Genomic DNA, 25,828 nt, shown 5'->3' on the forward strand with positions numbered 1-25,828 from the left:
GTATTATCCAGGCGAATAGCCAGGACGATTTATGAGTCCACTGTATGCGCGACTGGCAATAACAAGGGGCTGGAGCTGGAGCCGGAGCCGGTCACGATCATGAGGCAATCCGAGGAGACGCGATATGGGTTTATTTGACTTTAGCACCGGCAAGAGCGATGACGCCGATCCCGGCGCGACCAGGAGAAAACCGGTCCAGAGCCCGTTGACCTTAATCATGACGATCCGATCGTCCGAAGACTTCGAGGCGCTCAACGCCCGTATCCAGGAAATTCAATCCGCTCTACCGGAACAAAACCCGATCTGGATTGCGCTGGACAAGCTCAGGATCGTGCATTTTGCACGCTTCGTCTTCCTCGAAAACAATACCAAGCTCGCGATCATAACCACCTATGACGGGTCCTTCGATGACTATCTCAATGAATTCATAGACGAGATTGGCGACATTTTTAACGCGCTTCTCGAGCACATGGAGGGGGCGCCGCCGCTTCCTGTTCAGCGCAACCGCAGCCAGTTCCGAGAATACGTCAAAGCCAACGACCTGGGTGGAATTGAACCGTTTTACAGCGCCTACCCGAGCGCAACGGTACTGGATATCCAGGCGGCACTCACGGATGGCTGATCATTACGGCTGACCGAAGTGGCTGATCGCCGTCCTGACGCCATGTCTGATCGCGATGCCCGATCATTTATCCAGCTTGAGATCGCTATGCCGAGGGCTTACGCTGACTTGTGAGCATGGTAGTGGGCAATAGAAAATAGAGATAGAGGCGAAAGTAGCAGCCTGCACCTGCATTAACACCACACTTTGACTCATGACTATGCCAGGTTTAGCGCATGCAGATATCCAGGGGTTCATCCTCCGCACCTACGCCATGCCGGCGCTGCGCGTATTTGCCTTGAAGGTTGTGGAGCCCCAGGCGGCACGACATTTTCTCGGCGAACTCGTCAAAGGCGCCACCAGTTCCCAGGATCTGCCGCAACTCGCGACCGCGACCGACTGGACGGTCAAACCGTCATATTGCCTGAATGTCGGCCTTACCTATCCCGGCCTTGCTGCGCTCGGGGTTCCGCCTGACTCGCTGTCGTCATTTCCGGAGGAGTTTGCGGCTGGCGCGGTGGCCCGCGCCGAACGAGTCGGCGATACGGGGCGAAGCAGCCCGGAAAACTGGATCGGCCAACTTGCCAGTCCCAACCTGCATGTCCTGCTCTTCCTTTTTGCGCAGACGGAAGACGTGATGGAGCAGGTTACCACCCGGCTCAGGGCTATGTACGCCAGCGACGGGGCCATGTCCGAGCTATCTCTGCATGAAGCCCGCAGCCTGCCGGAAAGCAAAGCACACTTTGGCTATCGCGATGGTTTCGCTCAACCCACTATTGACGGCGGCCTCCCGCCTGCCGTGCCGGATGTGCTACCGAAGGCGCCGGCTGGAGAATTCCTGTTCGGTCATCCCAGCCAGTATGCGGACTTCACCTACCCCGCGCCCATCCCGCCCGCCCTTGGCGAAAATGGCAGCTTTGCCGCGTTTCGTATCCTGTCCCAGGATTGCGATGGCTTCGAGCAATTCCTGACTGAGGCCGCGATCCAGACGGGGTTGGACCGCGAACTGATCGCGGCCAAGCTCTGCGGGCGGTGGCGGAATGGCGTGCCGCTGTCTCTATCGCCCGATTCCCCCGGGAACCATATCCCGCTGGAAAAGCGCAACAGCTTCGACTACGTGCCCAGCACGAGCGTGCGGGATGCGTTTGATGACAGGCGCGGCTACCGCTGCCCCCTCGGATCGCATATTCGCCGCATGAACCCGCGCAACTCCGTCGTGGCCGGCGATAGCGGCCTCAAGCGCCGCATTATCCGCCGCGGCCTGCCCTATGGCCCGCCCTACGATCCGTTGAACCCCGGCGACGGTATCGACCGCGGATTGCTCGGTTTGTTCATTGGCGTCAGCATCAAGGATCAGTTCGAATTCTTGATGTCGGAGTGGGCCAATAAGGGAAGCTTCGCGCCCGGGTTGCGCGGTATCCGGGACCCTATTATTGGCGATAATTCGGTCTCCAACGCGACGTTCCTTATTCCCGTGCAAGGCCAGAAGCGGCCCATTGAACTTTCCGGGCTTTCCAGTTTTGTGAATTGCCGAGGCGCAGCCTATTGTTTTCTGCCCAGCGGCACCGCAATCCGCTATATTTCTGCTTTGCCTTCGTCTCCAGCCTGATACCGTGCGGGCCCCGAAACATACTAGGGCATCGCGGGCACAACCTATACTGTACGTTACCGGTGCGCATGCGCCGGGTACGGCGGTGATTTCAATATGAGGGAGAATTGACATGGGGTTAAAGCTGGGTCCCATCCTCTCGTTCAGGGGCTTGAAGGGCGATACTGAACGGCAATGGTGCGTGTCCGTGCTGATCGTCCGCGACAGCGGCGAAAAAAAGCCGTCGCTCGAATGGCAAGCCGCCGGTCCAGGCTCGGCCCCGGCCACCGCGTCTACAGGGGCGACGGCAAAATTACTGGCGACATTCCCCGATGCCTCTCCGGCCAGGCAAGCGTGGCGGTTTGATTTTGTCGTAACGCTCACCGGGAGCCCGCAAAAAATCAGCTATCGCATCAAAGGCGAACCCTCCGGTTGGGAATTTCATGTGCCTGCGAAAGGCGCTATACCTAACATGGCCTATACCTCGTGCACCGGATTTTCCTCCAACAAGCTGATGCAGAAAACAGAAGATCCATATGGCATGGTCCGGAATCTTATCCGCCAGCATTCTGATAGTCCGTACCATCTGCTGCTGATGGGGGGCGACCAGATCTATGCCGACCCGATGTTCGATACGCTTCCCGAGTTGCACGATTGGCTCGCGCTGCCGCGGCAGAAAAAAATATCCCATCCTTACACCCCGGAGATGGCGAGTGCGGTCGAGCATTTCTATCGCGAGCTGTATGTGAAGTGGTGGGGGCAGACGGACCTGACAACGCTGTTCGCAAGCGTCCCCACCTTCATGATGTGGGACGATCACGATATCTTTGACGGATGGGGTTCTTACGATCCAGGGCTGCAGGCCTCCGACGTGTACCAGGGGCTCTTCGCAAGCGCGCGCGCCGCTTTCGCGCTGTTTCAGCTGCAACTCGCCGAGGACGAAGCGCATCCCGCCAAAATACCCGGTCAGCAGGCTTTCAGCCTGGGGCTGAACCTGGGACCCCTTGCCATCGTGGCGCTGGATATGCGCACCGAGCGCAGCGACAGCCAGGTCATTTCGCAGGTGTCCTGGAAAGCGGTGTACGACTGGCTCGACACGCTGACCGGCAATTGCACTCACCTGCTTGCAATGAGTTCCATCCCCGTGGTCCATCCCGATTTTTCGGAACTGGAAAAAGCGTTATCAATCTTCCCGGGCCAGCAGGAACTGGAAGATGACCTGCGCGACCAATGGAACAGCATACCGCACAAGCAGGAGTGCCTGCGCCTGATCCATCGTCTGTTGGATTTCTCCAGATCCCGGCAAAGCCGGGTCACGCTTCTCTCCGGGGATGTGCATGTAGGCGCCCTGGGCCTCATACGCGACCTGCGCAGCGACGGAGGAGGCACAGGTCAGGAGATCATCCAGCTGACCTCATCCGGAATCATTCATCCGCCTCCGCAGGGGGTGGCGATGTTCTTTCTGGAGAACGCCGTAGGCAAGGAAATGTCGACCGATCGGGATATCAGTTCAGTGATGATCGAATTCCCCGGCACCCACCAGTTCTATATCGGCGCACGCAACTGGCTGGCGCTGGAACCGGATGCCCAGCGCCGCATCTGGGCCAACTGGCATATCGAAGGCCAGCCCTACCCCTACACACAGGTCATACACCCGGTTAATTTTGCAATGCCGAAGGCATCGGTTGGAAAAATCGGACAGCCCGGCTGACCGGGAGTCTGACGGACATATATTTGACGAGGAAACAAGGAATGGCGAGAGATCAGCGGGTTATCCGAACAATGGTTTTTGCATTCTTCTACGCGCTGTCCGCAGCGCCGGTGCAAGCCGAAATGATCGGGGAAGTGGATACAGCTTTTCGGTGGCTCGGAAAGGACGACCGCGTGGTCATCGAAGCGTATGACGATCCCAAGGTACAGGGGGTGACGTGCTTTGTTTCACGCGCCCGGACAGGAGGTATAAAAGGCACGGTTGGCCTTGCGGAAGATAGGGCTGAAGCCTCCATCGCCTGCCGGCAGGTGGCCGAAACCCTGCATTTCACCGAAAGGCTTCCGCGGCAGGAAGACGTGTTCACCGAACGCATGTCGATCTTGTTCAAGCGCCTGCATGTTGTTCGGGTCGTTGACCCAAAACGCAATGCGCTCATCTATCTCACTTATTCCGACAGGATCATAGAAGGCAGCCCGCAAAATAGCGTTACCGCCGTTCCTGTCACAAGATCCACTCCCATACCGGTTAAATAGGCAATAACGCCGGCAGATAACGCCTTGACGCGTCTTTAAGGCCAGAATCGAAAGCGGGAGCATCCGATAGGCCGGATGACAGAGTCGCATTCCGCTTGTACCGCCTATTGTCTGGTTGGGCCTGGTTCTCAAGCAGCAAAAGCAGCAGCCGCAATTTTGCGGCTCTGAGCGGCTTGTCTGTTATCTGGAATGCTGAACGAATAATAAGATACCACTCTGAGGCTCTGATGATTCACCGACAGCCCGCAGCCGGCGCGCCTATGAAAATGACTTGCGCGGCTTCATTGCCTTTGCATGAATGTGAGCTGCGGCCGCGATCAATGCGCGGCGTCGTATCCTTAAGCCCTCCGTGCCTGCTGTACAAGGTAGCGGGTATATGAAAATTGATCGGGCTCAAATGCCACTGAATGAAACAGACCGCCTCCTTGCATTAAAACAATACGATATATTGGTTGAGCACTCCATCGACGGCACTTTTAATCGAATTACCGCCTTGGCGGCGCGACTGTTTAATGTCCCGGTTTCGATCATCGGCATTGTCGATGTCGATCATATTCGCCTTGTCTCGAAGTATGGCCTTGAAACCACCGAAATCAGGTTTGCACCCGGACTCCCAGCGGCCGCAATGCTGTGGGAATCACCTTGTATTGTTGAGAATACGAGCGTTGATACCGGCCTGCTTACAAAAACGCTTGCAGCCGAGGTGACCGGTATGGGGTTTTATGCGGGAGCGCCTCTGATCACGACACAAGGTTTCAATTTGGGCGCGCTATGGATTATTGATCGCGAACCTCGAGTATTGAACGAGAGAGACATCGCCAACTTACAAGACCTGGCGTATTTAGTCATGCGTCGAGTGGAATCAAGTTTAACCTCCAGTCGAACATTGGCACAGATAATCCGAAACAAAGCTGCCAATAAAAAAACGAGTTTGGAGCAATCGGAAATTATTTCCAGTATGAGTCATGAATTACGAGCGCCCCTAAATGCCATACTTGGATTTGCCCAGCTTATGCAAATGGGTAATCCACCGCCAACGCCATCCCAAAAGACAAGTATTGAACATATTCTTGAATCGGGATGGTATCTATTGAGTCTCATTAATCAACTCTTGCATTCTGCAGCGATCGAATCGGGTGAATTATCTCTGTCCCAAACACCGCTATTACTAGTCAATATCCTGAAAGAATGCGAAACGATGATTAAATCCCTCGCCCAAAAAAAGAATGTCAGATTGCATATTTCCCGATACGGGCTTCCTTCGTATGTTCTGGCGGATGAGACCAAGTTGAAGCAGGTTCTAATCAATCTTCTTACCAACGCGATTAAATATAATCGCGAGGGGGGCAATGTCACCGTTGAGTATTCTCAAAATGAGTCCGGGATGACCCGCATCAGCATCCGGGATACAGGTCCCGGATTGACGCAAGAACAAATCAGCAAATTGTTTAACCCGTTCAATCGGCTTGGCCGGGAAGCCGGCTCCGAGGAGGGTACTGGGATTGGATTGGTCGTTACCAAAAAACTGATTGAATTTATGGGAGGAGAAATCGGTGTTGAAAGCTCTGTCGCGGTCGGTAGTACATTCTGGATTGATGTGCCATCAGCCGAACCGCCGCAATTCAAAGTCAATGAATGATGGGCGAACGAACAGAGTAAGGGAATACGCTCTGTGCGTTACGAGCCCGTGGCGAACGAGCAATACGCATCCCGAGAGATTGTCGTAGTAATTGATGGCGCTCTCCAAGGCGCAGCGTTAGCCGCTTAGCCCAGAATAAAATGGCGCAACAGGCCAGTAATCAGCGGGACAACATGAACGTAACTTGCGGAGATGTCCGGCAATTCACCTGCTAATCTAAATGAGAATTGCTCACCTACGTACGCTACCGTACGGACTCATCCTGATCGAATAGGTAGAATTCGACCTATTGGCTGCCTCCCGCCGTCACAAGACCAATATGCGGCCGCCCCAATATTCCTATCCCGTTAAAGTAAAGCGGAAAAAGCGCGGAACCTGAAAGCGGCGGAACCAGTTAAGCAGCCACCACCTTTTTTAGCCTTTTCACCGAAGGAGATAACTCAATGAGCATAATTCTACGCAAGTCGCGATTCACCCTGGCACTTCTTGCATTCATGGCCGCCGCCCTGGCCGGGGTCTCCGGCTTCGCCACGGCGGGCGAAATCAAGATTACGCTGAGCGGCGACCAGGAGGTGCCTCCAGTCCAGACTTCTGCATCCGGAACCGGGACCATCACGGTTGAGGATGATAAAACCATCAAAGGCAAGATCACCGTTAGTGGCATCAAGCCTACAGGTGCGCATATCCATGAAGCGCCCACCGGCAAAACGGGCGATCCCATCATCAGCCTCGAAAAGACCGGTGAGAACGAGTGGTCGGTCCAAAGCGGCGCGAAGTTGACGGACGCGCAATACGATGCGGCCAAGGCGGGGGGCCTCTACATCAACGTCCATAGCAACGAGCATAAAGGCGGCGAGATACGCGGCCAGATAAAACGCTGACCGGAACGAGGCCTATCGCTGCCGGCTTGGACCTTGCCGATCTAGACTTGCTATCGCCGAACCGGTGGAACCAATAACACGGCAGTATTGGGAGAAATGGAAAAAAGCGCTGCCCGTAGCACCGGGCTCGCTGCGCTTAGCACTCTGGCGCGTAGTCAATCCCAATGACGGCTTACTAAGCTATTCGAGATCTTCAGAATATAATTCATGAAAACCTACATGCAGAATTCCCAGAGCCAGAACCTACCGGATGGGCCGGGGCGCACAGACCGCCCCGATCACCCCAGTCCGGGACCCCGTCCCGATCCCGCTCCGGAAAAACCGGTACAGGACCCGCCCCGACCTATCGACCCGGACAAGCCACGCGAAGATCCCCAGCCTTTCGATCCCGACAAGCCGGTAGATCCCCGGCCAATCGATCCCGACCCCTCTCCCGGGGATCCCATTGTAGACCCGGCGGACGAGCCTTTGCTCTGATGCCGGATTCCGGTTGGGCATTGCTGGCCCTAACCTGAAGGACAGGTCCTTCCGGTACGGAAGCGACGATTCCCGCAGATGCCGCCTTACTCCATCAGACCGGAGAAGACTCTTCCTTGTCAGTGCATGCCTTCGCGACTTTTGTCGACTTGCGGTGTCGTAACCAGGCCGGCGCGGTTACCCCATGCATTGCGGATATAGGACAATACCATCGCGACTTCCCCGTCGCTCAGGATCTGGGCGTAGGGAGGCATTCCGTAAGGTCGCGGATTGCCAGTGGTGGACGGCGGATAGCCCCCATTCAGAACGCTACGGATTGCATTGATAGGAGGAGTCATGGTCACTCCGCGGTTGCCTGCAAGGGGTGGATAAATTCCCGGCGCGCCTTCTCCGGACGTGCCATGGCAATCCTCGCAATGTTTCTTGTAAATTCTGGCGCCTTGCTGGAACCAGGCTTCGACCTGCTCGGTGCGCGCTGGAGCCACCGCTTGCGCGCGCGGATTACTCTCGGCTAATGATTTGAGGTATACCGCCATCGCCCGCGCGTCCATCTTGCTCAGGTGTTGTAGGCTCTGACCGACTACTTCCGCCATTGGACCCGAGGTGGTTGCGCGTTCCGAAACGCCCGTGGTAAGCAACCGGGTGATTTCCTCTACCGGCCATGAGGCTATGCTCGCCTCGCTGCGCGCATTCAGTGATGGCGCGTACCAGTTCGTTCCCATGATTTGTCCGCCGCCCGTCGCTTCGCCTCCCACGGTTTCCCGTATGCCCCCCAGCGGGTCCCGCTCCGCATGGCACGCGCTGCAATGACCGAGTCCCTGCACCAGATACGCGCCACGGTTCCACTCGGCATTTTTGTCGGGCTCGGGCTGAAAAATACCCGGCTTGAAATAGATCATGCGCCAGAGGCTTAGCAACGGCTGGAAGTCATAGGGGAAGTTGATCCGGCTCGGCGGGTTTTTCTGCGCAACAGGCGCAAGCGCCTGAAGGTGAGCAAAAATGGCGTCGGAGTCCTCACGCGTAACCTTGGTGTATTCGGTATATGGAAACGCCGGATACAATGGGCGGCCATCGCGCGACTTTCCCTCGTGCATCGCTTTCCAGAAATCGTCGTCGTTCCAGTGCCCGATTCCGGTAGCCTTGTCCGGGGTGATATTAGGCGTAATAAACGTGCCGAAGGGCGTGGACAGGCTACGTCCGCCAGCATAGGGACGTCCCCCCTGCGCGGTATGGCACGCCATGCAATTTGCCGCCCGGGCGAGATAGGCGCCGCGCGCCCGGCGTTGTTCGGCCAGCAACGCCTTTCCGGTCTTCGCGTCCTTTACCTTTACCACCGGCGCCGCCTCAGCCGGCCCCTTCACTGCGGCCGCCCCTGCCAATCCTGCCAACCCAATACCCGCCGCGCAGGCAAGCACCGCCACGCCAAGGCTAGGTTTCATTGCGGGGCGCCTCCGAGTACGATGCTGCGGCACCGTTTCGCCATCTCAACGGGCAACGATTCAGCCGCCTCCATGCTTCCATCAACAGGGTGAGACGCCAGCCACGCCGCAACGGCGTTGATTTCCTCATTGGTGAGCTGTTTCGCGACCTCCGACATGCAATCCGGAGTCTGTCCCCGCATCAATCCCCCATTTTTCCACGCACCAAGCTGGGCAATCATGTAAACGCGGGGCAAACCCAGCAGGCCCGGAATAAAGGGGGCGGTGCCCATCAACTGCTTGCCGTGGCATTCAACGCACGCCGGTATCTTCCGCGCAGGGTCCCCCTGAAGGATGAGTTTCTCGGCCCGTCTCGTTTCGGCAGGGGGCAGGACGACACGTTCCGGTGGTGGATAGGGCTGCTTCAGCGAGGCAAAATAGCCGGCCATCTCTAGCAGGTACTGGTCCGATGCGTTGGCCAGGAGCAAAGCCATGGGCGGGTAATAACGGCGGCCATCGCGGAAATTGCGCAACTGATTGAACAGGTAGCCCTTCGGCTTGCCTGCGATACGCGGGTAATAGCCGTCCCGCCCTACTCTGTCTTCCGTGCCGTGGCAGATGGTGCACGGCTTCATGCGCTCTGCCATCGAATCTGGAACCACATGGGGGGTCGGGGGCGTAGTCGTCGCCACTGCCCCGCCGTTAAACGCCAGAGCAATAAATGTCAACACTAAAAGCAGAAGTCGCTTCATGGCCTCTATCATTTGATCTGCACTGATGAGACTGTGGCCGCGCCGGCAAAGTTGCAACCGCTTTTCCATCAGTCCGCAGGGGCCTGTGCACGATCGAACGTGCACGAAGTCCGGGCTACGTCCCGCATCCCCTCCCCCGCCGTGCCTGCCGTACTGTACTTTAATATTCGCTATTCGCCAACGTTGCGCTCCACCGGCGGAGGTATTTTCCCGTCGAGGCGGCAATACGCAAGCGCCATTCTGCTAGACTGAATTCTGCGTTGCTGAATTCCACGTCCATTTCACGTCACGTGGATGCGTGATCGCTTCGAGAGCATGGAGGGCCAAATGTTCGGTTCAAGCATACTGGAGGCGGCAATTGCCCTGATTTTCGTGTACTTGCTGCTCAGTCTCATGTGTACGGCGCTGAATGAAGGAATCGCCTCCCTGATCCAAAAACGGGGAAAGAACCTCTTTGAGGGGATCAAGAACCTCCTTAACGACCCTACTTTCACGGGGTTGGCGCAGCAGGTATACAACCACGGGCTGGTAGGCGGCATTTCACAGAATGCGGCGAACCCCAGCAAGCCGACCAGGCTTCCGTCATACATGTCATCGGCAAACTTCTCGCTCGCGCTGCTCGATATTCTCGGCACACGCGGCATTATTTCGGCCGAATACGGGGACCTGCTGGCCGCTGCCGAAAGCGCCGACGATGCATACGAGGAAGCCTTGCGCGCCGCAAAAGGCGAACCCGGCAATCCTCAGCTTGCTGAAGCGGTGGAGGCGGCAAAAGGCGCGCAGGAACGCGCCCGGGCCGCGCTTGAAGCAATTGGGGACAAGGCCAAGGCGGCGTATGAGCAGGCCGTGCAAGCGACCAATGCCAACCCGGGCGATTCGGACCTCGCCAGGCGCGCTTTGGAGGCGCGAAATACCTCGGAAAAAATCCGCGCCACGATCGGGATGCTCGATGCCCGCCGCGCCGCGGTCGCGTCGGCGAAAAATCCGAAAGAGCTTCGCCTCCTCCTCCTCGCCGGAAACACGTTGAAGCAGGCCCTTGCCCTGGGTCGCAGCTTTGCCGCGCAATATCCCGATCCGCTGGGCAATATTGAAGCGGCCCTCAAGCGCATGCCTGAAGGGCACACCAAAGAGACCTTGCTCGTTCTCGTGGATAAGACCCGGCGCGAAGTCGCGGAGGTTGAACATCAGGCGGAGGCCTTCCGCCGCAACCTGGAAGACTGGTTCAATGATGCCATGGACAGGGTCGGCGGTTGGTACAAACGTTGGACACAACGGGTGCTTCTCATCCTGGCGACATTGCTCGTCCTGGTTTCAAATGCCGATACCGTGATGCTCGTTCAGCAGCTTTCAACCAACGATGCGCTGCGTGCATCGCTCGTCGCAGCTGCGCAGGAGGCGGTAAAAACAGTGCCGCCTCCCGGCGGCGCGGAACCCAGCTCCCCCGAACCTGATTCCAGCGCCAAACGCGACAATACGACCATCCAGTACATTCTTCAGCAAACGCAGTCTCTTCAACTTCCCGTAGGGTGGTCGCTTGACCCCAAGGACCCGAGATACTTCCAGTTTCCGGAATTTTCCCTCGATTTTGCAGGATGGGCGTTTTACAAGGTATTCGGCCTGCTGATTTCGATACTTGCGATATCGATGGGCGCCCCCTTCTGGTTTGATACCCTCAGCAAGTTTGTCAACCTCCGCAGCGCAGGTACTCCGCCGGGCGAAACCCGCAAAAGCGCGCCCAGTCCTGAACGCTCGTAGATTGCGCCTGATCAGGGCTTAAGAAACGCGGTCCGCGACCGTATGATGTTATTCCATGAATATTCTTATTGTGGTGGACGAACCCGACGATTGGGCTCTGGAGATTCCGGAGGCGAAGATCATCGCCGCACGGAGCTATCTGAACGGTTCAGGCTTTCACCCTGATCCGCCCGCGACGCGCACCGTCGGGCGTTCCCGCGCGGCTCACAAGGCTGGGCAGGGCATGAGCCGCTCCGTCAAGCTGTTCAATTTATGCAAATCCTACCGCTACCAAAGCTCAGGTTATTATGTTTCGTTACTTGCCGAGGCCCGCGGGCATAAGCCGCTGCCGACCGTGGGCGCGATCGAGGACTTGCACAACCAAGCCCTTGTGCGCCACCTTACCGAGGACCTGAGCAGCCTGATCCAGCGTCTTCTCGCACCGCTGACGACGGATGAGTTCGAACTGGGCATCTATTTTGGTCGCGACACCGGCGACCTCTATCATCCGCTCAGCCGAGAGCTGTTTGCGCTACTCCAGGTACCCATGCTGTCGGCGCGTTTCCAGCGCCATAACAATCAGTGGAGTCTGCGCAGCGTGCGAGCCATCGGCGCAAGCGACCTGCCACCGGGGCATCATGAGTTCGTGACAGGCGCCGCCAGGGAATATTTCACGGGACGCATGCGATGGTCAAAGAAACGGGCCCCTCGCTTCGATCTCGCCATTCTTTACGATCCGGACGACCCCGAACCGCCGTCGAACGCAAAGGCGCTGGAAAAATTCAAGAGCGCAGCTGAGGAACTGAGCATGCGAGTGGAATTCATCGGTCGCAGCGACATCAGCCGCCTGCCTCAATTCGACGCCCTGTTCATTCGCGACACAACCTTCGTCAACCACTACACTTACCGCTTTTCCCGGCGGGCAGTCGCAGAGGGGTTGGTCGTGATCGACGCGCCAGACTCCATCCTCAAGTGCAGCAATAAGGTTTATCTGGCGGAACTGTTTGCGCAGCACGGTATCGAAACCCCCAAAACGCTGCTCGTGCACCGGGACAACATTGCCGAGATCGTGCCTGAACTCGGTCTGCCCTGCGTACTGAAGCAACCCGATAGCGCATTCTCCCGGGGGGTAGTAAAGGTCGAAACGGAAGCCGAACTGATGCCCCTGGTAAGCGAGCTGCTGACAAAATCGGCGTTGATTATAGCCCAGGAATGGCTGCCTACCGAGTTCGACTGGCGGGTCGGCATTCTCGACCGGCGCGTCCTATTTGTCGCCAAATATTTTTTCCCCTCCGGCCATTGGCAGGTCGTAAGACGCGACTCGGAGCGGCGCAAGCTGAGCGAAGGACCTACCCAGGCCGTGCCCGTGGACGAGGCGCCAAAAGAAGTGGTCAGGATCGCGCTCAAGTGCGCTAATCTTATCGGAGAGAGCTTATACGGCGTGGACGTCAAGCAGGTGGGTAAACGCTGTTATGTCATCGAAGTCAACGATAACCCGAATGTGGACGCGGGTAACGAAGACGGCGTGATTAAGGATGCGCTTTACCGCGAGGTGATGAGTGTTTTCCTAAAGCGGATCGAAGCGCGCAAACAAAACCATGCGCGGTAAGTTCAACAATAGCGGCGGTGAGCATCGCTCGGCTCGGCATGGCAGCGCCTCGCTTGCCCTGCTGTCAAGTGATGTGAGGTTACGTGCGAAAAGTGGAGCGTCGCGGCCCCAGCACAGAGCCGTGCAGCGGTCAAAACGCATAGCTCGGACGATCTGCATGCATCCATGTACAACGTAACCGGTGACGAAAATATTTACAATTCCGCCCCCGAGGATTTGCAACAGTCGGAAAAAACCCTGCATATCCAGCTGATTTTCAGGAAAATTTTTAAAATCCCGGATTCACCATGCAATTCAGGCACGTCTTATGCATAAGCAGTGTCAGGGACATGGCGCACGAGCGCTGCCCCGCAGCAGCGAAGCTGCACGGGCGATTATCCCAAACCTGCCATGACGGGGTTACCCGGAATCCTGAGGAATTGAAATGCGTAAAATGCTTGGTTTTGGTGGTTCACACCTGCTCTATTTTCTTGCTGACTGCGTGGACACAGTCATGCAAAAAACCGGATCGAGGATGCTTTTTCCTGTCTACAGTAAACTGCTGGTCCGCTCGGCCGATGTCGAAAACTGGGGCGGCGGAGGCGGTGCCTGGGGCGCGATGTGGGCGGGGCAGAAATAGGCTCGACGAGTCGGGTGGATGATTCCGGTCCCGTGGCACACGATCAGTAAACAAGTATACGTATTAAATCGCGTCACGTTCGTGCGGCCGGTCCAGATCGAGGATCGGCCCGGCCGGCACGATGCCGTTGGGATTAATGGTGGGATGACTGCGGTAGTAGTGCTCCTTGATGTGGCCGAAGTCGACCGTCGCCGCGACGCCGGGCCACTGGTACAGCTCGCGCGTGAAGCCCCAAAGGTTGGGGTAATCGACCAGCCGCCTCAGATTGCACTTGAAGTGCCCGCAGTAAACCGAATCGAAACGAATCAGGGTGGTGAACAGCCGCCAGTCCGCCTCGGTGATGCGCTCGCCGAGTAAATAGCGCTGGCGGGATAGCCGCTGCTCGAGCTCGTCCAGGCAATCGAATAAAGCGGTGACGGCGAGTTCGTAAACGCGCTGACTGGTGGCAAAGCCAGCCTTGTAGACCCCATTATTCACAGCATCATAGATCCGCGCGTTGATCTCATCGATTTGTGGGAGTAGCGCCTCCGGGGCATAATCTCCCGGCAGGGCGCCGATGCCGTCAAAGGCGGAATTCAGCATGCGAATGATTTCCGATGACTCATTGTTGACAATCGTGTCTCGCTGCCGGTCCCACAGCACCGGTACCGTAACCCTTCCGCTATAGTCCGGCTTGGCTCGGCAGTAGATTTCATACAGATTGCGGGCGTGATGGATGGGATCAGGTATCACGCCGGGCGCTTCCTCGAACGTCCAGCCGTTTTCGCCCATGTAGGGACTGACGACCGACACGCCGATCATCCGCTCAAGCCCCTTGAGAACGCGAAAAATCAGCGTACGATGCGCCCAGGGGCAAGCCAGCGAAACGTACAGGTGATAGCGTCCTGCCTCGGCCCGAAACCCCGCTTCGCCAGTGGGTCCCGCGCTTCCATCAGCCGTGATCCAGTTGCGAAATTGCGCATCGGTGCGCACAAACCTGCCACCCGTGGCGGAGGTATCGTACCACTCATCCACCCACTTGCCCTCGATCAGCAAGCCCATGTTGATCCTCCCCGTTTCTTGCAGAGCTGGCGTGTATCAGTGTAACTCATGGATAGAGTAAAGGATTAACCAAAAGCATTAGCCAACATGGCACGGCGGAAAGCAGAAAGGGTCTCTGACGACCAGCCTAATTCTGCAGCATGAAGGTTTCATATTCGAGCCGGTTGAACTTGTGCGACAGGATGAACAGGCCAAGAAAGGCTGATACCGTCACCGATGCGGCGAATCCATAGCCGAAAGACTCCGCGCCAAGGTGCAAGGTGGCGAAGGTAAACAGGAGGTTGGTCAGGAAAAAGCATCCCGTGATGATCAATACTTCGCGTCGGGCATCGAGATAAAACAGCACGTTGAGTATCGCCATCAGCAGTACCTGCACGCTGACCGCGACCACGTCGATGTAGAACAAATGGATATATAGCGGAGAGATGCCGACAGCGTGGAGCAGGTCCCTGCCCCATAACAGGCACAGTACTACCGTCAATCCCTGCACCTTGAAAATTTCGTAGATTCCCTGGCGCGCCGCGTAAACCATTCGATCACGTCGGTGTTCGATATGCATCAGGGTGTCGCCTTCGCGCACTGCCCGGTAAAAGCGGTCGTGTTGTTCGGCGAAATCCGCTTCCATCGTTACCAGAAACACGGCCATGCCGGGCAGAATAAACAGGTAGGCCAGAAAGATGGGAAGGTCATAGATAATTGACGCCCGCAGCGGGCCGATCACCGCCTCGGAAGTATATGGCACGAACCAGAAGATGAATTTATCGACCCAGACCGCCAGGTAATAAAGGGTCCCGACTGCGAACAAACTGTAAAAACTGCGCTTGCGGTCCAGAAAGTCGAATTTGAGCAAGCCATTGCCGGGGTATTCGCGCACGATGTGGTGCAAAAACGAAAACAGCAGGTAGCTGTGCCCGACCAGTACGCCCAGCAGCAGGCCGTTCAATTTCCACTGCGAAGCGGCGAGCCCGACGGCGATACCGAGCAGGTAGCCTTTAGCCAATGTCCAGACGATCCGCCGATAGGCTTTCATCCCGGATAAAAATATAAGACCGATCCACATGCCGCTCAAAACGACAAAATTGCACAGCAGCAATAGCTGCTGAATAAACGGGCCGGTGAAAAACCAGAAAATGAAAGGTGCAGCCAAAGCGAAGCCGCCTGCCATCGTAAACATCAGGACGCCAAACAGGTTGGGTAATACCTCGGCCTTGTCATCCGCATAAGTACGATCGGCGACAAAACGCGTGAACATCAGTTGCATGCCGCCGGTCCAGATCAGCGACGCCGCCATGAGGTAGGTGACGCAAATCTGGAAAGCGTTGACCTCGCGCTGGCCCACGCCGAGCGTGACCGCAAGGACCCCGATCATCATGATGCTGAGGATAGAGAGCACCCAGGGACCGCCGCTGACCATTCCGGCATAGCCATACGCGCGTATTACCGACCAGTAACTGTCGCGTTCCAGAATCTTGCGTATTTCGAAACCGATACCCGCCATATACGCCCTTAACCGTGTACTTGAACCGCCGAGTACTTAAACCGGGTGTGTAACCGTGCACCCGGCGTTCTCTGAAAACCCCGATGTCCCCGAAGACCCCGGGGCGAGCGTTTCCATATAAAGATTCCGGTAGGAAGAAAACATAAGCTTGTCGTCGTAGTAACGCGCCACCCGCGCAAGCCCTGCCTGCTGCGCCTGCCGCCAGCGCCCGGCGTCGTTGAGCAGTTCAAGCGCCGCTTCGGCGGTTCCTTGCGGGTCGGCAATTGGGACCACGCTGCCCGCTGCGCCGAGCGCCCGATCCTCCTCACTGCGGCCTTCTATCAACTCCCGGCAGGAACCGACATCCGTGGCCAGACAAGGCAAGCCGCTGGCAAACGCTTCAAGCACCACCAATGGCAGTGCCTCGCTGATCGAAGTCAGCACCATCAGGCCAAGTTGCGGCAGAATATCCAGCACGTTCTGAAAGCCCAGGAACTTGACGTTGTCATTCAAGCCCAGGCTGGTCGCAAGCTCCTTGCATTCGGTCACGTACAGCTGATCTTCGTCTTCGGGGCCGACTATCCACCCCTGTATGTCGGGCCGCCGATTGACCAGTATTCGCAAGGTTCTGATGAATGTCTTGATGTCCTTGATCGGCACGACCCGGCCGACCAGTCCCAGTACGGGCGGCACCGTCTCCGGCCGCCTCTCCAGGGCGGCGCGATAGCGCTCCAGGCTGATACCGTTGGTGATGACGCGGGTTCTTTCGGGCGCCGCCCCATCCGCAATCTGACGCTGCCGGTTGCCTTCATACAAGCTGACAATGGGTGATGCCTGGCCGTACGCCATGCGGCCGATCTGCTCGTAGAACCTGATCCAGAGGCCTCGTATATACCCCATTTCATCATGCAAGGTATTGCAGACGTCGTCGTTGTGATCGTGCAGCCACGTCGCCTGCGCCAGATCGATTTTTCGTTCTTTCGTATAAATGCCATGCTCGGTGAGAACGAATGGGATCTCGCGCCGCAGCCGTATCATCGAACCCAGCAATCCGGCGTAACCGGTGGAAATGGCATGCACTGCCCGCACGGGCGGGAGCCCGGCGGCAATGCGCGCCAACACGAACAGCGGGGCATGCATGGCGCGGACGGCCCAGAAATAGTCGACAAAGGATGGCTCGGTGCAGCGCTGCCGATACTGCTCCGTAATGTACTCCCAGGAAGCCCGGCTATAGAGAAAATCTTCCTGGCTGATGCCGTTTGCGGAGCCCAGCCGGGTAAATGCGTCCATCATTTCCTTGCCGGGGATTTCCCCGCCCCGACGCAAGTACTCATGCAAACTGTCCATCTGCGCAAACGCGCGGCGATTGCCGGCGCGCGCACCGGGCTTGCCATGCCTGTCCTGGCGGAGCAGATAATGCGTTTCGACATGCGTGACGTTGGCGGGGTATTGATACTGTACCGGGCCGTACATGGACGGATCGCTGCCAATAAAAACGACGGCGAACCTGATCTCCGGCAAGGCGCTGATGATCTGATGGACCCAGGACGATACCCCGCCCCGTACATAAGGATAAGTGCCTTCCAGCAACAGCGCGATGTCGGCTACGGGTGCCACAATCGGTCCAGTTGCCAGTTTTTCTGCCGGTTTCCCCGCCGGTCCTGGTGACTGGTCACCGGCTTCCGTTTCAATTACTCTGTTCATCTGTTCCACCAGGCTGTGACGAGCGCGAGATCGCGCCCCTTTTCACCCCGGCGGCCCCCGGCGGATAAGTGGCGTCTCACATCGGCGAACTTCCGCTCATGAAACGCGATCTCGGCCAGCCAGGGCGCGACTTTCTGCTCCCCCATCCCGTCGCCTTGCGCGCGGGCAAACGCTTTTTTCGCCTGTGCAAGATCATTTGCTTCCAGCAAAATGCGTCCATACAGCATCCAGCTGTCCGCATCCGCAGCCTCCGCAGCAGCGGGCGATTCAGGTATCTCCCGACTCTCTGAGCTGGGTAATGCGGCAACAGCCAGCGTAGTGGACGCAGGGCGAGACCCATGGCCAGCCCCATGCCCAGACACCTTGCCTGTTACATGATCGGGTGACATGAGCGCAAACTCGATATGACGTCGCGCAGTTGCCAGCCAGTGTTGCCGGACCGCGCCCTGCACCAGCCGGTGATAAACCAGCTCCCAGCATAATGCGGCAATGGTCTTGTGGCTGGCATTCCGCCTGCGCACAGGTAAATCCGGCAGCGCTTCGGTCAGGACAAGGATACGATCGGCCAGCTTTTTCTCGCTGTTGTCCAGCATGGCATAAGCGAGCAAACGTACGTCATCGACCGGATCGCGCGTTGCTTTCGACCATACCGCCATCGCGTCCCGGGGGGGCATATGGCGCGTGGCCATTACCGCTTTCAAGCGCTTCAATGGCCGCGCGGCAAAATGCACAATCTGACGCAGGGCCCCTTGGCTGTAGGGCGGGGCTTCATAGATGACCGGCGGCGAAAACGGCAATTCGGGCAAGCGAATAATCCGAGCGCCCTGGAAAGCCCGCCCGCGAGGCTGTTTCAAGGCGCTGACGACACTCCACAGCACGCCCAGTGCGCCCGCTACGGGTAAAATCAATAGCAGCACGAAAAGAAACCCCAAGGGTCTCCGTGCTGGCAGCTTGTAGCGGCGCGGCAACAATTGCCAGAAACCCCATGCAAGGAAATAGGACGAAATCGCATGGAACGCGATCGCTCCCAATATTGCCCACTTTGCCATCCCAGTTGCCGCCCCGTCTCCCGCGCTCAACCAGAGCAACACACCGGCAAGCACCTCGGCCGTAACTCCCACCAGCATTGGCTGGCGATACATCAGCGCGGCTCCAGACGCCGGATGGCTTGGGGATCAACTTCGCCGATCGCAAGCAACTCGCTTGTTAAAGTCGCGAGAACGCCCCCTTCGCGCTGCATCCATGCTTTGGCACCGGCGATATCCGTGAGCGGCAGCAGGACCCAGATCACAAGTTCGCCTTTATCATCCCGCCCGATGCAAATCAGGTCGATACCGCGAACCGAGGAACGCAGTTTTTCATAAACGCGCGCCAGTTCGCCGGTTTCGCTTTCCCTATTGCCCTCCTCTATCGCAGCAGACACCTTCAGGAGTGTCGCGTCGAGCTTGAATCGGGCGTGGTCCTGGCACACGCGCTCGAACGCGGCAATAAACCGCCCGCTAGATGAAGTAGCCGCGCCAAAACGGAGATGATCCACTCCATGCCCAACGAGCACGGCGATAAGCTTCAGATTGTCTTCGTGAAATGCGAAAAACGGCATTGACCTTACCATCAATATCGCATGGATATCTCCGGTCGAGTCCGCCAGTGGAATTGCAGCCAGCAACGTATTTTGATCCACGGCCTGCTCTTTCACCAGATTCACCGTGGCCAACTCGCCGCTTTCAAGCGCGGCTGCTACCACCGGATCGCCTTCGTCGATTGCGAAACGCTCGCCGACACCCGCCAGTACCTTGGCGGAATCGACCCGGTCGCCACTGAGCCCCACGATGGAAGCCTGCGTCAGCGCAGCATATTCCGCCACGAATTCAAGCAACCGGGTGAAGGAAGCATGAGTCAACCCATCGATTGTTTCCAACCCCGACTGTAAACGGATGATGCCTTCGCGCAGCGAAAAACCACTGTTGGCAACGGTCTGCTCCAGGCGATCATGCGACAAGCGCAGTAGCTGATAACTACGGGTGAACTCCTCAAGCCGTTCGGCGCGGTACTGATAGGCGCCTTCCAGACGGTGCAGACGCCGGCCCCATATGTCGCGGAACTCCCCCGCCACCATTCCCACCACAACCACGCCGATCGCCCACGCCAGCGGAAACCCGGGCGCCGCCTGCCACTGCTGGTTGATGGCCACGCCCAGCGCTGCCAATATTAGCAGCGCGCTCACAAAAGCATAGACAAACCCATAGCGTAACCCCGCCAGCAGGGGCGCGAGCACTGGCCAGGGAAATCCGCCTTCCAGCCTGAAAGGGTCCTGCTGCTGGGTAAAAAACGACGCGGCCATCACAAGCGCGGTCAGCAGCAACGTTTCAAACCATCCCCCCCACGGCGGCACAGCCTTATTGACATCAATGACTTCGATGCCTTCCAGCCATGGTTTCTTCATAATTTTGCCGGCTCCTTCTCCGGCACCGGTTTTCTCTGGGATTCACGTATTTTCGCCAAGGTCTGACGGCAGATATCGAGTTCGCCATCCAAAGAGTTTTGACTGGCCGGCGCTTTTCCCCCCAGCCACCGGTTTGCCCGCTCGATGTCCTCGATTGAGAGCGGCAGCATCTCGGCAGGCGCGGAATTATCCGTCTGTCCCTGCAGATAACGGGAAACCAGCGCCAGTTGCGCGGAAGTCGACACGTCTTCGCTATTCTTTACCGCATCGGCAAAGCGCTCCCAGGCGGGAGACGTCAGACGCTCACGCTGGCGCTGCAAGGCAAAATAGCGGGCGTTGTCGAGATCGCCGCTTAAATCCCAGTGTTTTTGCACAGACTGCATCTGTTGCTGCGCCTTTTCACCCTCTCCTGTTACGCGTCGCGCTCGCGCCTCTCTCAATCCAACGATATGCTCGGCCAGTCGTTTGGGATATTTCACGTCCTTTTGCGCGGAATCTCGCGCGGCAAACATTTGCAATACCGCATAGCGGGTGTGGTTCGCATGAGCGGAGCAGCCAGCCCATTCCATATTATCGGCTAGCGTCAATGTCCATAGAAAGTCCGCAGGCCTCGTTCCGAGTGATCGCAGGTACCAGGCCGCCGCCTGAACAGGTCTGCCCAACGTTTGCTCTGCCGCCGCCAGTGCTTCCACCAGCGGCGGACTTACCGTCGCCGAATTTGCCGGTTGCCCCCGATACGGTTGAACTACCGCGTCAAGCAAGCCTTGGTCAAATTGGGTTTCGGACAGCAGCAGCCAGATCATCGCTTCCGTTACTTCGGGGTCTGGACCCCGCAAACGTAAAATCTCCCGCAATGACTCGCGGGCTGCATCCCCCTCGCCGCTTGCCATCTTTCGCATCGCGCGAAAGTACCAGTAGTCAGGGGCCTGCGCCATTGCAATCGGCGTAGAGGCCCGCATTTCGTCGGCAAGCGCAAGCCAGTGATCAAGTTCCTGCCAATTCTCCCGTTTCCATGAAAAACGCATGAGCCGTTGCAGATCTTCGACGCGCTTCAAACGATCCCACCCGTAGCGCGCGAGTTGTTCACTTTTTTTATCATCGCGATGACGTGCAGCCAGGCGCTGAAGATGCTCAAGTATTTCCACGTCATCGGGGCGGAAGCTTAAAACCTTTTCGTACGCCTTGCTTGCGTAAGCGTCCTTCCCCAGCCGCACGGCAACTTTTGCCAGCAAGAGCCAATACTCTTCGGCGTACGATGGATCGGGGGAATCAATGTCCCGCAGAAGCAAGTCAAAACTCTTCTGCACGTTCCCGGTTTCCTCGAATAATCGCGCCAGCGCCATTCTCTGCTCGCCATTCTCCACGTCGGGCTGCCCCTGCCGCAACTTCAGCGCGGCCTGCGGCTCGCCTTTAAGAACCAGCACATCGGAAAGTGCTTTGACGGTTGCGGGAGGGTTGTTGAATCGTTCCGCATGGCGGCGCAACTGCGCCTCCACATGGGAGGGTTGCCCAATGCTCAGGCCCGCCGTGACATAAGCATCAGCCTCCGCGGCCGTCAGCGTGCGACGCATCATGACTGCCTCAAGCAACTGTAGCAGCGCCGCGTGGTCGGGCTTGGCCTGGGCAAGCTCAAAGGCGCGCGCTTCCGCCTCTTGATCCGCGCGCTGGCGCACAAAAGAAAGCCACGACGCCAGGGCCTCGTCAGGCTGCGCGTTCCAGTCATATATTCGGGCGATCAACCGGTGACGATCGCTGCCCGGCACCAGGGACGCCCGCAATCGCGCGGCATGGGCAACGCTTTCGCTCAACAGCCCCATCGACAACTGGAGACGCACGATGCGCTCCACCAGCATCAGATCATCAGGCGACAGCCTGCTCGATTCCTCCAGCCAGGCGAGGGCATGTTCACGATCCTCGAGCGGTTCGGCAATATTCGCGGCCAGCAATAAAAGCTCGGCATCACCCTCGGCAACCGGCTGGACCTGTACCGCGGCTTTGAGCGCTTCCCGATCGAGTCCGGCCTGAAGATAGGCGCGCAAACACGATTTTGCTACCTGCCTTTTGGCATCGCGCGACCGCTCAAGCAAGAACGCGTCGCACAAATTCCTCGCAGCCAACCTGGGCTGCGCTGCGGCCATGCGTTGACTGGCGGCGGAGATCAGCCAGCGCGCTTTCTTTTCACTGCTTTCGTCTCGCAGGGTGATCAACTGCTCAAAGGTTCCAGCCAGTACCGAAGGCTCACCAAACTGCTCCGCCAGCGCCACGACCTGATTTAACTCCTTGTCATTGCGCGCCATGCGCAGCAATGAGGGAATGAGCTCGGCGATACGCGCTCTCACCGCTTGTTCGATGTCTCCGCCGGGATGCTGGTAAAGCCGCTGCAGCGACAGCTTTAGCTCGGCCAACTGGATTTCGTAGGCCAGGGCCGATTCCGAAGCACGCTGCAGCGGCCCGATAGCTGAAACGGCTTCATCAGTCATGCCCGCTTCGGTCAATAGCTGAACAAACGACAGGCGCAGCGGCACGTTATGCGGGTCGGACTGGACTAGCACCCGAAGATAGGCCACCGACAAAGCGTCTTTTGCGGACAGGTTGGCCGGATCTCTGAAGGCCGGCTGGCGGGGAAATAATACCCAGAACGCGACCAGAACCACCGCGCTCATGAACATCAGGGCGGGCGCATTGAGTAGTGATTCCCGCCGTATCTCAGCATTCAAGCCGGAATTCCCCCGATGCGCCGTCTTCCGGCATGACGTAAACCGCATTCGACCCCTGCGATTTTGGAGTTAGCGCCTGCCCATCCATGCTGAGCACGCACGATACGGGCACTTCAAGCGTTAAGGGGCCTCGCGGCTCAAACAATAGCGTGGCTGAACCGTCCAAATTGAGATGCCAGGATTTCAATGGGGCGCTTGCCCCTGACAAACGTAACGCCGAGGCTTTGCCATCCCGCTCTCCATTGCCGGATTTGACCCCGGCGGTTTTAAGGATGGCATGGTTCCGGGCCAGAAAAATATAGCGGCTCGCGTGCAGATCAGAATAGCCGATGACGTCGCCGGAAATTTCTGGCGGTGTTTCGGAGACGGGCAAACGCACCGTTCTGAGGGCATCACCAAAAAGCAGCCAGTTCCCGTCGAGGTCGCGCGCGATGCTCGCCGTTTGAAACGCACGCACACGCTGAGCATATTCGTGGACCCAAACCCCAAGCAAATTTTCCTCCCGCTGCTGCTCAACCAACTGATCCAGCAGTTCCGCTCCGCGCGCGTGCAGAAATGCATCGGCATGGATCGATATGGACGACACCCGCAGCCGCCGCCCAAGATCGAGCTGGTGGTTCCAGTCGCTGACTTTGCCGAAATTCAACGCTTCCCCGTACCATAGCTGGGCGAAAAGCGGCTCTCCGGTCAAGGGGGTCAACACCTGCGGACCCCATTCCGTGGGACGTACCGCCGGAGAAAGATCCGCCAACGATAAAGGGCCACTCTGCCAGCGCAATCCGCCGCCGCCGTAGTGAGCCAAACCAGCCTTTTGTGCCGCCGCAAGCGTCGCGGGGCCGGGTTTGCCATCGCCGGACCAGATCAGCAGCGTGGGCGACTGAGGCGCAATCGATTGCAGAAACGTGACGGTCCCGCCGGTTTCGCGTGTTATATCCGCCGCATAATCCTGCATGAATACGCTGTACCGATAAGGCTGCTGGTCGGCATCCTTCTTGCCCTCGAACACGCCCCAATAAAACGGATGGCTGTAGGTGTGACTCGCCAATCGTACCTGCGGCATCGCCGCGAACTGGCGCAGTTTTTCGCGATGCTGTTCGTCGTTGACTTCCGCTTCGATAACACCCAGCGTGACCGGCGCGCCATTTTTTTCTATCCATGCCTGAAGCCGATCAATCGCCTCCACGCCTTGTTCATCTTTGACGAACAGGCGATCGCCCCTGACTTCGATAAGACCCAGACGGCGTCCGTTTTCCGTGGTCATATCGAACACCGGTTGCACCGGCAGGCGCAGGGCTGCCTGAAAAAAGGAAAACGGATCCAGCAACCAGTCACGTCGGCCGGATGCGCTCTCGCTGATGATATGTGGATGCAGCGCATAGCCTCCCCATGCGCTTACCGCAATCGGATGAAAGGATTTCTCGCCATCGCTCAAGGTCAGCCAGGCGTCGTTCCTATCGCGCGCGCGAACGTCGGGCGTGCCGCTACCCACAACCGGCGCATTATCAGGCCGGCCGAGACGATCGCTGACCGCGCCGAGTTCAAGCGAGTCTGTCGCCGGTTGCAGGTCGCCCTGATAATCGATCAGGTCCCGGCAGGCCACGCCAGACGGCAGGTGACCCACGAATACCACCGGCAAGCCCGCGTCGACTTCGGGCTTCAAACGCGCGCACACACTTTCATAGCGTCCGTTGGAATCCAGGGCCTCCCCATTCAGCCATGCGATGATTCCGGCATAACGTCCCACGAGCGGCTCGATGGGCAGGGGGAGCTGGTCGATATACCAGTAATCGAGCGCCAGCCCGAGATATTCCAAAGGCATCGCCGCATGCCTGAACAGTTCCTGGTCCATTTGCTGGGCGGGCGTACCGTTTATAATCGCAAGCAGCTTGCGCGAGGCCAGGCGCAAGCGGCCCTGCCCCAGCCAGGTCAAATCTCCATTCGCGACCCAGGGCATGAATCCAAGCTTGACGATCTGCTGCGCGGTTTTTTCCGCCTCCGCCCAATTGCCCGGCTCGACATAATCAAGCACGGTAACGGGTACCTTGAATTCATTTTGGGCGCGGTTCAACTGGTTAAGGAGCCACGCCCTGTTTTCCTCCTTGGTCGGTGCATGCTTGCCTGTAACCGGATCGAAGCCGTGAAAGAGCGATTCGGCAACCATCCCGTCAGCATACTGGCTGGCGCGGTCCAATACTTCGAACCCTCGATTGAGAATAAGCTTGCAACCAGGAAAGCGCCGTTTTACCTCGGCGAGCAGCGCCACCAGGCCTGTCTCCTGTTCCTCCCGGATCTTTCCTTCGCTCGTTACGATCAGGTAGCTGTCCACGGTATCGAGAAAAAAGGCGCGATAGCCGTCCTGCCACAGCCGGCCGAAATGCTGTTCCAGCAGATAATCGTGCCAAGCGGGGTCGGTCATATCCATCACCAGACTGTTCCACGCCGGGTTTATGCCGATCGACCATTTCGTCTTGATGCGCGGCATATCCTCGCTATTGCGCGCCACCTCGCCGAATGAAACGTAAGCGAACACGAGCGCATCCAGATTCAACAATGCGGTTTTCTCATGTGGCAGGATTTGGCTGGGTTGAATGACGATCTGATCGAAATGGCGCAAATCCTCGACCGGCGGTCGACTGCCATAATAAAAGACGATATCGCGCTGTTCCAGCCCACCGGTTTCGGCGGCAAGCACGGCGGACGTCATAAACAGGAATGGCAGCAACAGCCAACCCACGCGGAAACGGAAAGAAAACATTTCGCTGTTAAATACCGGTATATTATTGCTGTACATTGGACAGGGATAGAAGATACTACAGCTATCTTCTCATCTTTCCCGCTGCTAGACACGCTGCCAGCCATATGCTGGTTGAGCGTTAATAAACGC

19 protein-coding genes are annotated in these 25,828 nt (G+C 57.7%); 10 read left to right on the forward strand and 9 right to left on the reverse strand.

Annotation, left to right across the window (positions count from 1 at the left end; all coding sequences use genetic code 11):
* Positions 1–124: 124 nt before the first annotated feature.
* The 7 genes from R5L00_RS01870 to R5L00_RS01900 all read left to right on the forward strand — a co-directional run bounded on the left by R5L00_RS01870 (position 125) and on the right by R5L00_RS01900 (position 7,430).
* Entirely contained in the window at positions 125–622 is a 498-nt protein-coding gene (locus R5L00_RS01870; protein WP_317653057.1) for a hypothetical protein, read from the forward strand.
* Positions 623–821: 199 nt separating this feature from the next.
* Positions 822–2,210 carry a hypothetical protein gene (locus R5L00_RS01875; RefSeq protein ID WP_317653058.1) on the forward strand — a complete coding sequence of 463 codons (1,389 nt, stop codon included), beginning with the start codon at positions 822–824 and terminating at the stop codon, positions 2,208–2,210.
* 112 nt (positions 2,211–2,322) lie between these two features.
* Entirely contained in the window at positions 2,323–3,900 is a 1,578-nt protein-coding gene (locus R5L00_RS01880) for an alkaline phosphatase D family protein (RefSeq protein ID WP_317653059.1), read from the forward strand.
* Positions 3,901–3,971: 71 nt separating this feature from the next.
* Positions 3,972–4,433 carry a CreA family protein gene (locus R5L00_RS01885; RefSeq protein ID WP_375136113.1) on the forward strand — a complete coding sequence of 154 codons (462 nt, stop codon included), beginning with the start codon at positions 3,972–3,974 and terminating at the stop codon, positions 4,431–4,433.
* Between the two features lie 376 nt (positions 4,434–4,809).
* Entirely contained in the window at positions 4,810–6,072 is a 1,263-nt protein-coding gene (locus tag R5L00_RS01890) for a GAF domain-containing sensor histidine kinase (RefSeq protein WP_317653060.1), read from the forward strand.
* A 443-nt stretch (positions 6,073–6,515) separates the two neighbouring features.
* The gene (locus R5L00_RS01895; RefSeq protein WP_317653061.1) at positions 6,516–6,953 is read left to right on the forward strand and encodes a CHRD domain-containing protein; all 438 of its coding nucleotides are present in this window, start codon (positions 6,516–6,518) and stop codon (positions 6,951–6,953) included.
* A gap of 207 nt (positions 6,954–7,160) precedes the next feature.
* Positions 7,161–7,430 (forward strand): hypothetical protein, encoded by a 270-nt coding sequence (locus R5L00_RS01900; protein WP_146164534.1) that lies wholly within the window; start codon positions 7,161–7,163, stop codon positions 7,428–7,430.
* Positions 7,431–7,549: 119 nt separating this feature from the next.
* Here the strand turns inward: R5L00_RS01900 and R5L00_RS01905 are convergent, their stop codons facing one another.
* Together R5L00_RS01905 and R5L00_RS01910 are read right to left on the reverse strand one after the other, a co-directional pair.
* Positions 7,550–8,869, reverse strand: coding sequence for a cytochrome c (locus R5L00_RS01905; protein ID WP_317653062.1), 1,320 nt, complete (start codon positions 8,867–8,869; stop codon positions 7,550–7,552).
* Positions 8,866–9,600 carry a c-type cytochrome gene (locus R5L00_RS01910; protein ID WP_317653064.1) on the reverse strand — a complete coding sequence of 245 codons (735 nt, stop codon included), beginning with the start codon at positions 9,598–9,600 and terminating at the stop codon, positions 8,866–8,868. The genes R5L00_RS01905 and R5L00_RS01910 overlap by 4 nt, the downstream gene beginning before the upstream one ends.
* A gap of 327 nt (positions 9,601–9,927) precedes the next feature.
* Here R5L00_RS01910 and R5L00_RS01915 point away from each other — a divergent pair, with 327 nt between their 5' ends.
* The 3 genes from R5L00_RS01915 to R5L00_RS01925 all read left to right on the forward strand — a co-directional run bounded on the left by R5L00_RS01915 (position 9,928) and on the right by R5L00_RS01925 (position 13,562).
* Entirely contained in the window at positions 9,928–11,355 is a 1,428-nt protein-coding gene (locus tag R5L00_RS01915; protein WP_107692529.1) for a PspA/IM30 family protein, read from the forward strand.
* A 55-nt stretch (positions 11,356–11,410) separates the two neighbouring features.
* The gene (locus R5L00_RS01920; RefSeq protein WP_317653065.1) at positions 11,411–12,943 is read left to right on the forward strand and encodes a RimK family protein; all 1,533 of its coding nucleotides are present in this window, start codon (positions 11,411–11,413) and stop codon (positions 12,941–12,943) included.
* Between the two features lie 424 nt (positions 12,944–13,367).
* Entirely contained in the window at positions 13,368–13,562 is a 195-nt protein-coding gene (locus R5L00_RS01925) for a hypothetical protein (RefSeq protein WP_317653066.1), read from the forward strand.
* A gap of 63 nt (positions 13,563–13,625) precedes the next feature.
* Here R5L00_RS01925 and R5L00_RS01930 read toward each other — a convergent pair whose 3' ends face one another.
* From R5L00_RS01930 to R5L00_RS01960, 7 genes are all read right to left on the reverse strand, one after another.
* Positions 13,626–14,603 carry a glutathione S-transferase family protein gene (locus R5L00_RS01930; protein WP_317653067.1) on the reverse strand — a complete coding sequence of 326 codons (978 nt, stop codon included), beginning with the start codon at positions 14,601–14,603 and terminating at the stop codon, positions 13,626–13,628.
* 127 nt (positions 14,604–14,730) lie between these two features.
* The gene (gene pelG / locus R5L00_RS01935) at positions 14,731–16,101 is read right to left on the reverse strand and encodes an exopolysaccharide Pel transporter PelG (RefSeq protein ID WP_107692525.1); all 1,371 of its coding nucleotides are present in this window, start codon (positions 16,099–16,101) and stop codon (positions 14,731–14,733) included.
* Positions 16,102–16,137: 36 nt separating this feature from the next.
* On the reverse strand, positions 16,138–17,784 hold the full coding sequence (gene pelF, locus R5L00_RS01940) for a GT4 family glycosyltransferase PelF (RefSeq protein ID WP_317653068.1): 1,647 nt from the start codon (positions 17,782–17,784) through the stop codon (positions 16,138–16,140).
* Positions 17,781–18,926, reverse strand: a complete 1,146-nt coding sequence (locus R5L00_RS01945) for a protein PelE (RefSeq protein WP_317653069.1) — start codon at positions 18,924–18,926, stop codon at positions 17,781–17,783. Before R5L00_RS01945 ends, pelF begins: the two co-directional genes overlap by 4 nt.
* The gene (locus R5L00_RS01950) at positions 18,926–20,227 is read right to left on the reverse strand and encodes a protein PelD (RefSeq protein ID WP_317653070.1); all 1,302 of its coding nucleotides are present in this window, start codon (positions 20,225–20,227) and stop codon (positions 18,926–18,928) included. Before R5L00_RS01950 ends, R5L00_RS01945 begins: the two co-directional genes overlap by 1 nt.
* Positions 20,224–22,944 (reverse strand): tetratricopeptide repeat protein, encoded by a 2,721-nt coding sequence (locus R5L00_RS01955; protein WP_317653071.1) that lies wholly within the window; start codon positions 22,942–22,944, stop codon positions 20,224–20,226. Before R5L00_RS01955 ends, R5L00_RS01950 begins: the two co-directional genes overlap by 4 nt.
* Entirely contained in the window at positions 22,934–25,699 is a 2,766-nt protein-coding gene (locus R5L00_RS01960; RefSeq protein ID WP_317653072.1) for an endo alpha-1,4 polygalactosaminidase, read from the reverse strand. The genes R5L00_RS01955 and R5L00_RS01960 overlap by 11 nt, the downstream gene beginning before the upstream one ends.
* Between the last annotated feature and the right edge of the window lie 129 nt (positions 25,700–25,828).

The organism is Nitrosospira sp. Is2, assembly GCF_033095785.1.
In the GTDB taxonomy this organism is placed as follows: Bacteria; Pseudomonadota; Gammaproteobacteria; order Burkholderiales; family Nitrosomonadaceae; genus Nitrosospira.

Bases quoted from the DNA above. Each gene is read 5' to 3' on its own strand.
- R5L00_RS01950 (WP_317653070.1), bottom strand. From the start codon at position 20,227: ATGAAGAAACCATGGCTGGAAGGCATCGAAGTCATTGATGTCAATAAG.
- pelG (WP_107692525.1), bottom strand. From the start codon at position 16,101: ATGGCGGGTATCGGTTTCGAAATACGCAAGATTCTGGAACGCGACAGT.
- pelF (WP_317653068.1), bottom strand. From the start codon at position 17,784: ATGAACAGAGTAATTGAAACGGAAGCCGGTGACCAGTCACCAGGACCG.
- R5L00_RS01915 (WP_107692529.1), top strand. From the start codon at position 9,928: ATGTTCGGTTCAAGCATACTGGAGGCGGCAATTGCCCTGATTTTCGTG.
- R5L00_RS01880 (WP_317653059.1), top strand. From the start codon at position 2,323: ATGGGGTTAAAGCTGGGTCCCATCCTCTCGTTCAGGGGCTTGAAGGGC.
- R5L00_RS01900 (WP_146164534.1), top strand. From the start codon at position 7,161: ATGAAAACCTACATGCAGAATTCCCAGAGCCAGAACCTACCGGATGGG.
- R5L00_RS01945 (WP_317653069.1), bottom strand. From the start codon at position 18,926: ATGTATCGCCAGCCAATGCTGGTGGGAGTTACGGCCGAGGTGCTTGCC.
- R5L00_RS01930 (WP_317653067.1), bottom strand. From the start codon at position 14,603: ATGGGCTTGCTGATCGAGGGCAAGTGGGTGGATGAGTGGTACGATACC.
- R5L00_RS01890 (WP_317653060.1), top strand. From the start codon at position 4,810: ATGAAAATTGATCGGGCTCAAATGCCACTGAATGAAACAGACCGCCTC.
- R5L00_RS01875 (WP_317653058.1), top strand. From the start codon at position 822: ATGCCAGGTTTAGCGCATGCAGATATCCAGGGGTTCATCCTCCGCACC.
- R5L00_RS01925 (WP_317653066.1), top strand. From the start codon at position 13,368: ATGCGTAAAATGCTTGGTTTTGGTGGTTCACACCTGCTCTATTTTCTT.
- R5L00_RS01910 (WP_317653064.1), bottom strand. From the start codon at position 9,600: ATGAAGCGACTTCTGCTTTTAGTGTTGACATTTATTGCTCTGGCGTTT.
- R5L00_RS01920 (WP_317653065.1), top strand. From the start codon at position 11,411: ATGAATATTCTTATTGTGGTGGACGAACCCGACGATTGGGCTCTGGAG.
- R5L00_RS01960 (WP_317653072.1), bottom strand. From the start codon at position 25,699: ATGTTTTCTTTCCGTTTCCGCGTGGGTTGGCTGTTGCTGCCATTCCTG.
- R5L00_RS01885 (WP_375136113.1), top strand. From the start codon at position 3,972: ATGGTTTTTGCATTCTTCTACGCGCTGTCCGCAGCGCCGGTGCAAGCC.
- R5L00_RS01870 (WP_317653057.1), top strand. From the start codon at position 125: ATGGGTTTATTTGACTTTAGCACCGGCAAGAGCGATGACGCCGATCCC.
- R5L00_RS01895 (WP_317653061.1), top strand. From the start codon at position 6,516: ATGAGCATAATTCTACGCAAGTCGCGATTCACCCTGGCACTTCTTGCA.
- R5L00_RS01905 (WP_317653062.1), bottom strand. From the start codon at position 8,869: ATGAAACCTAGCCTTGGCGTGGCGGTGCTTGCCTGCGCGGCGGGTATT.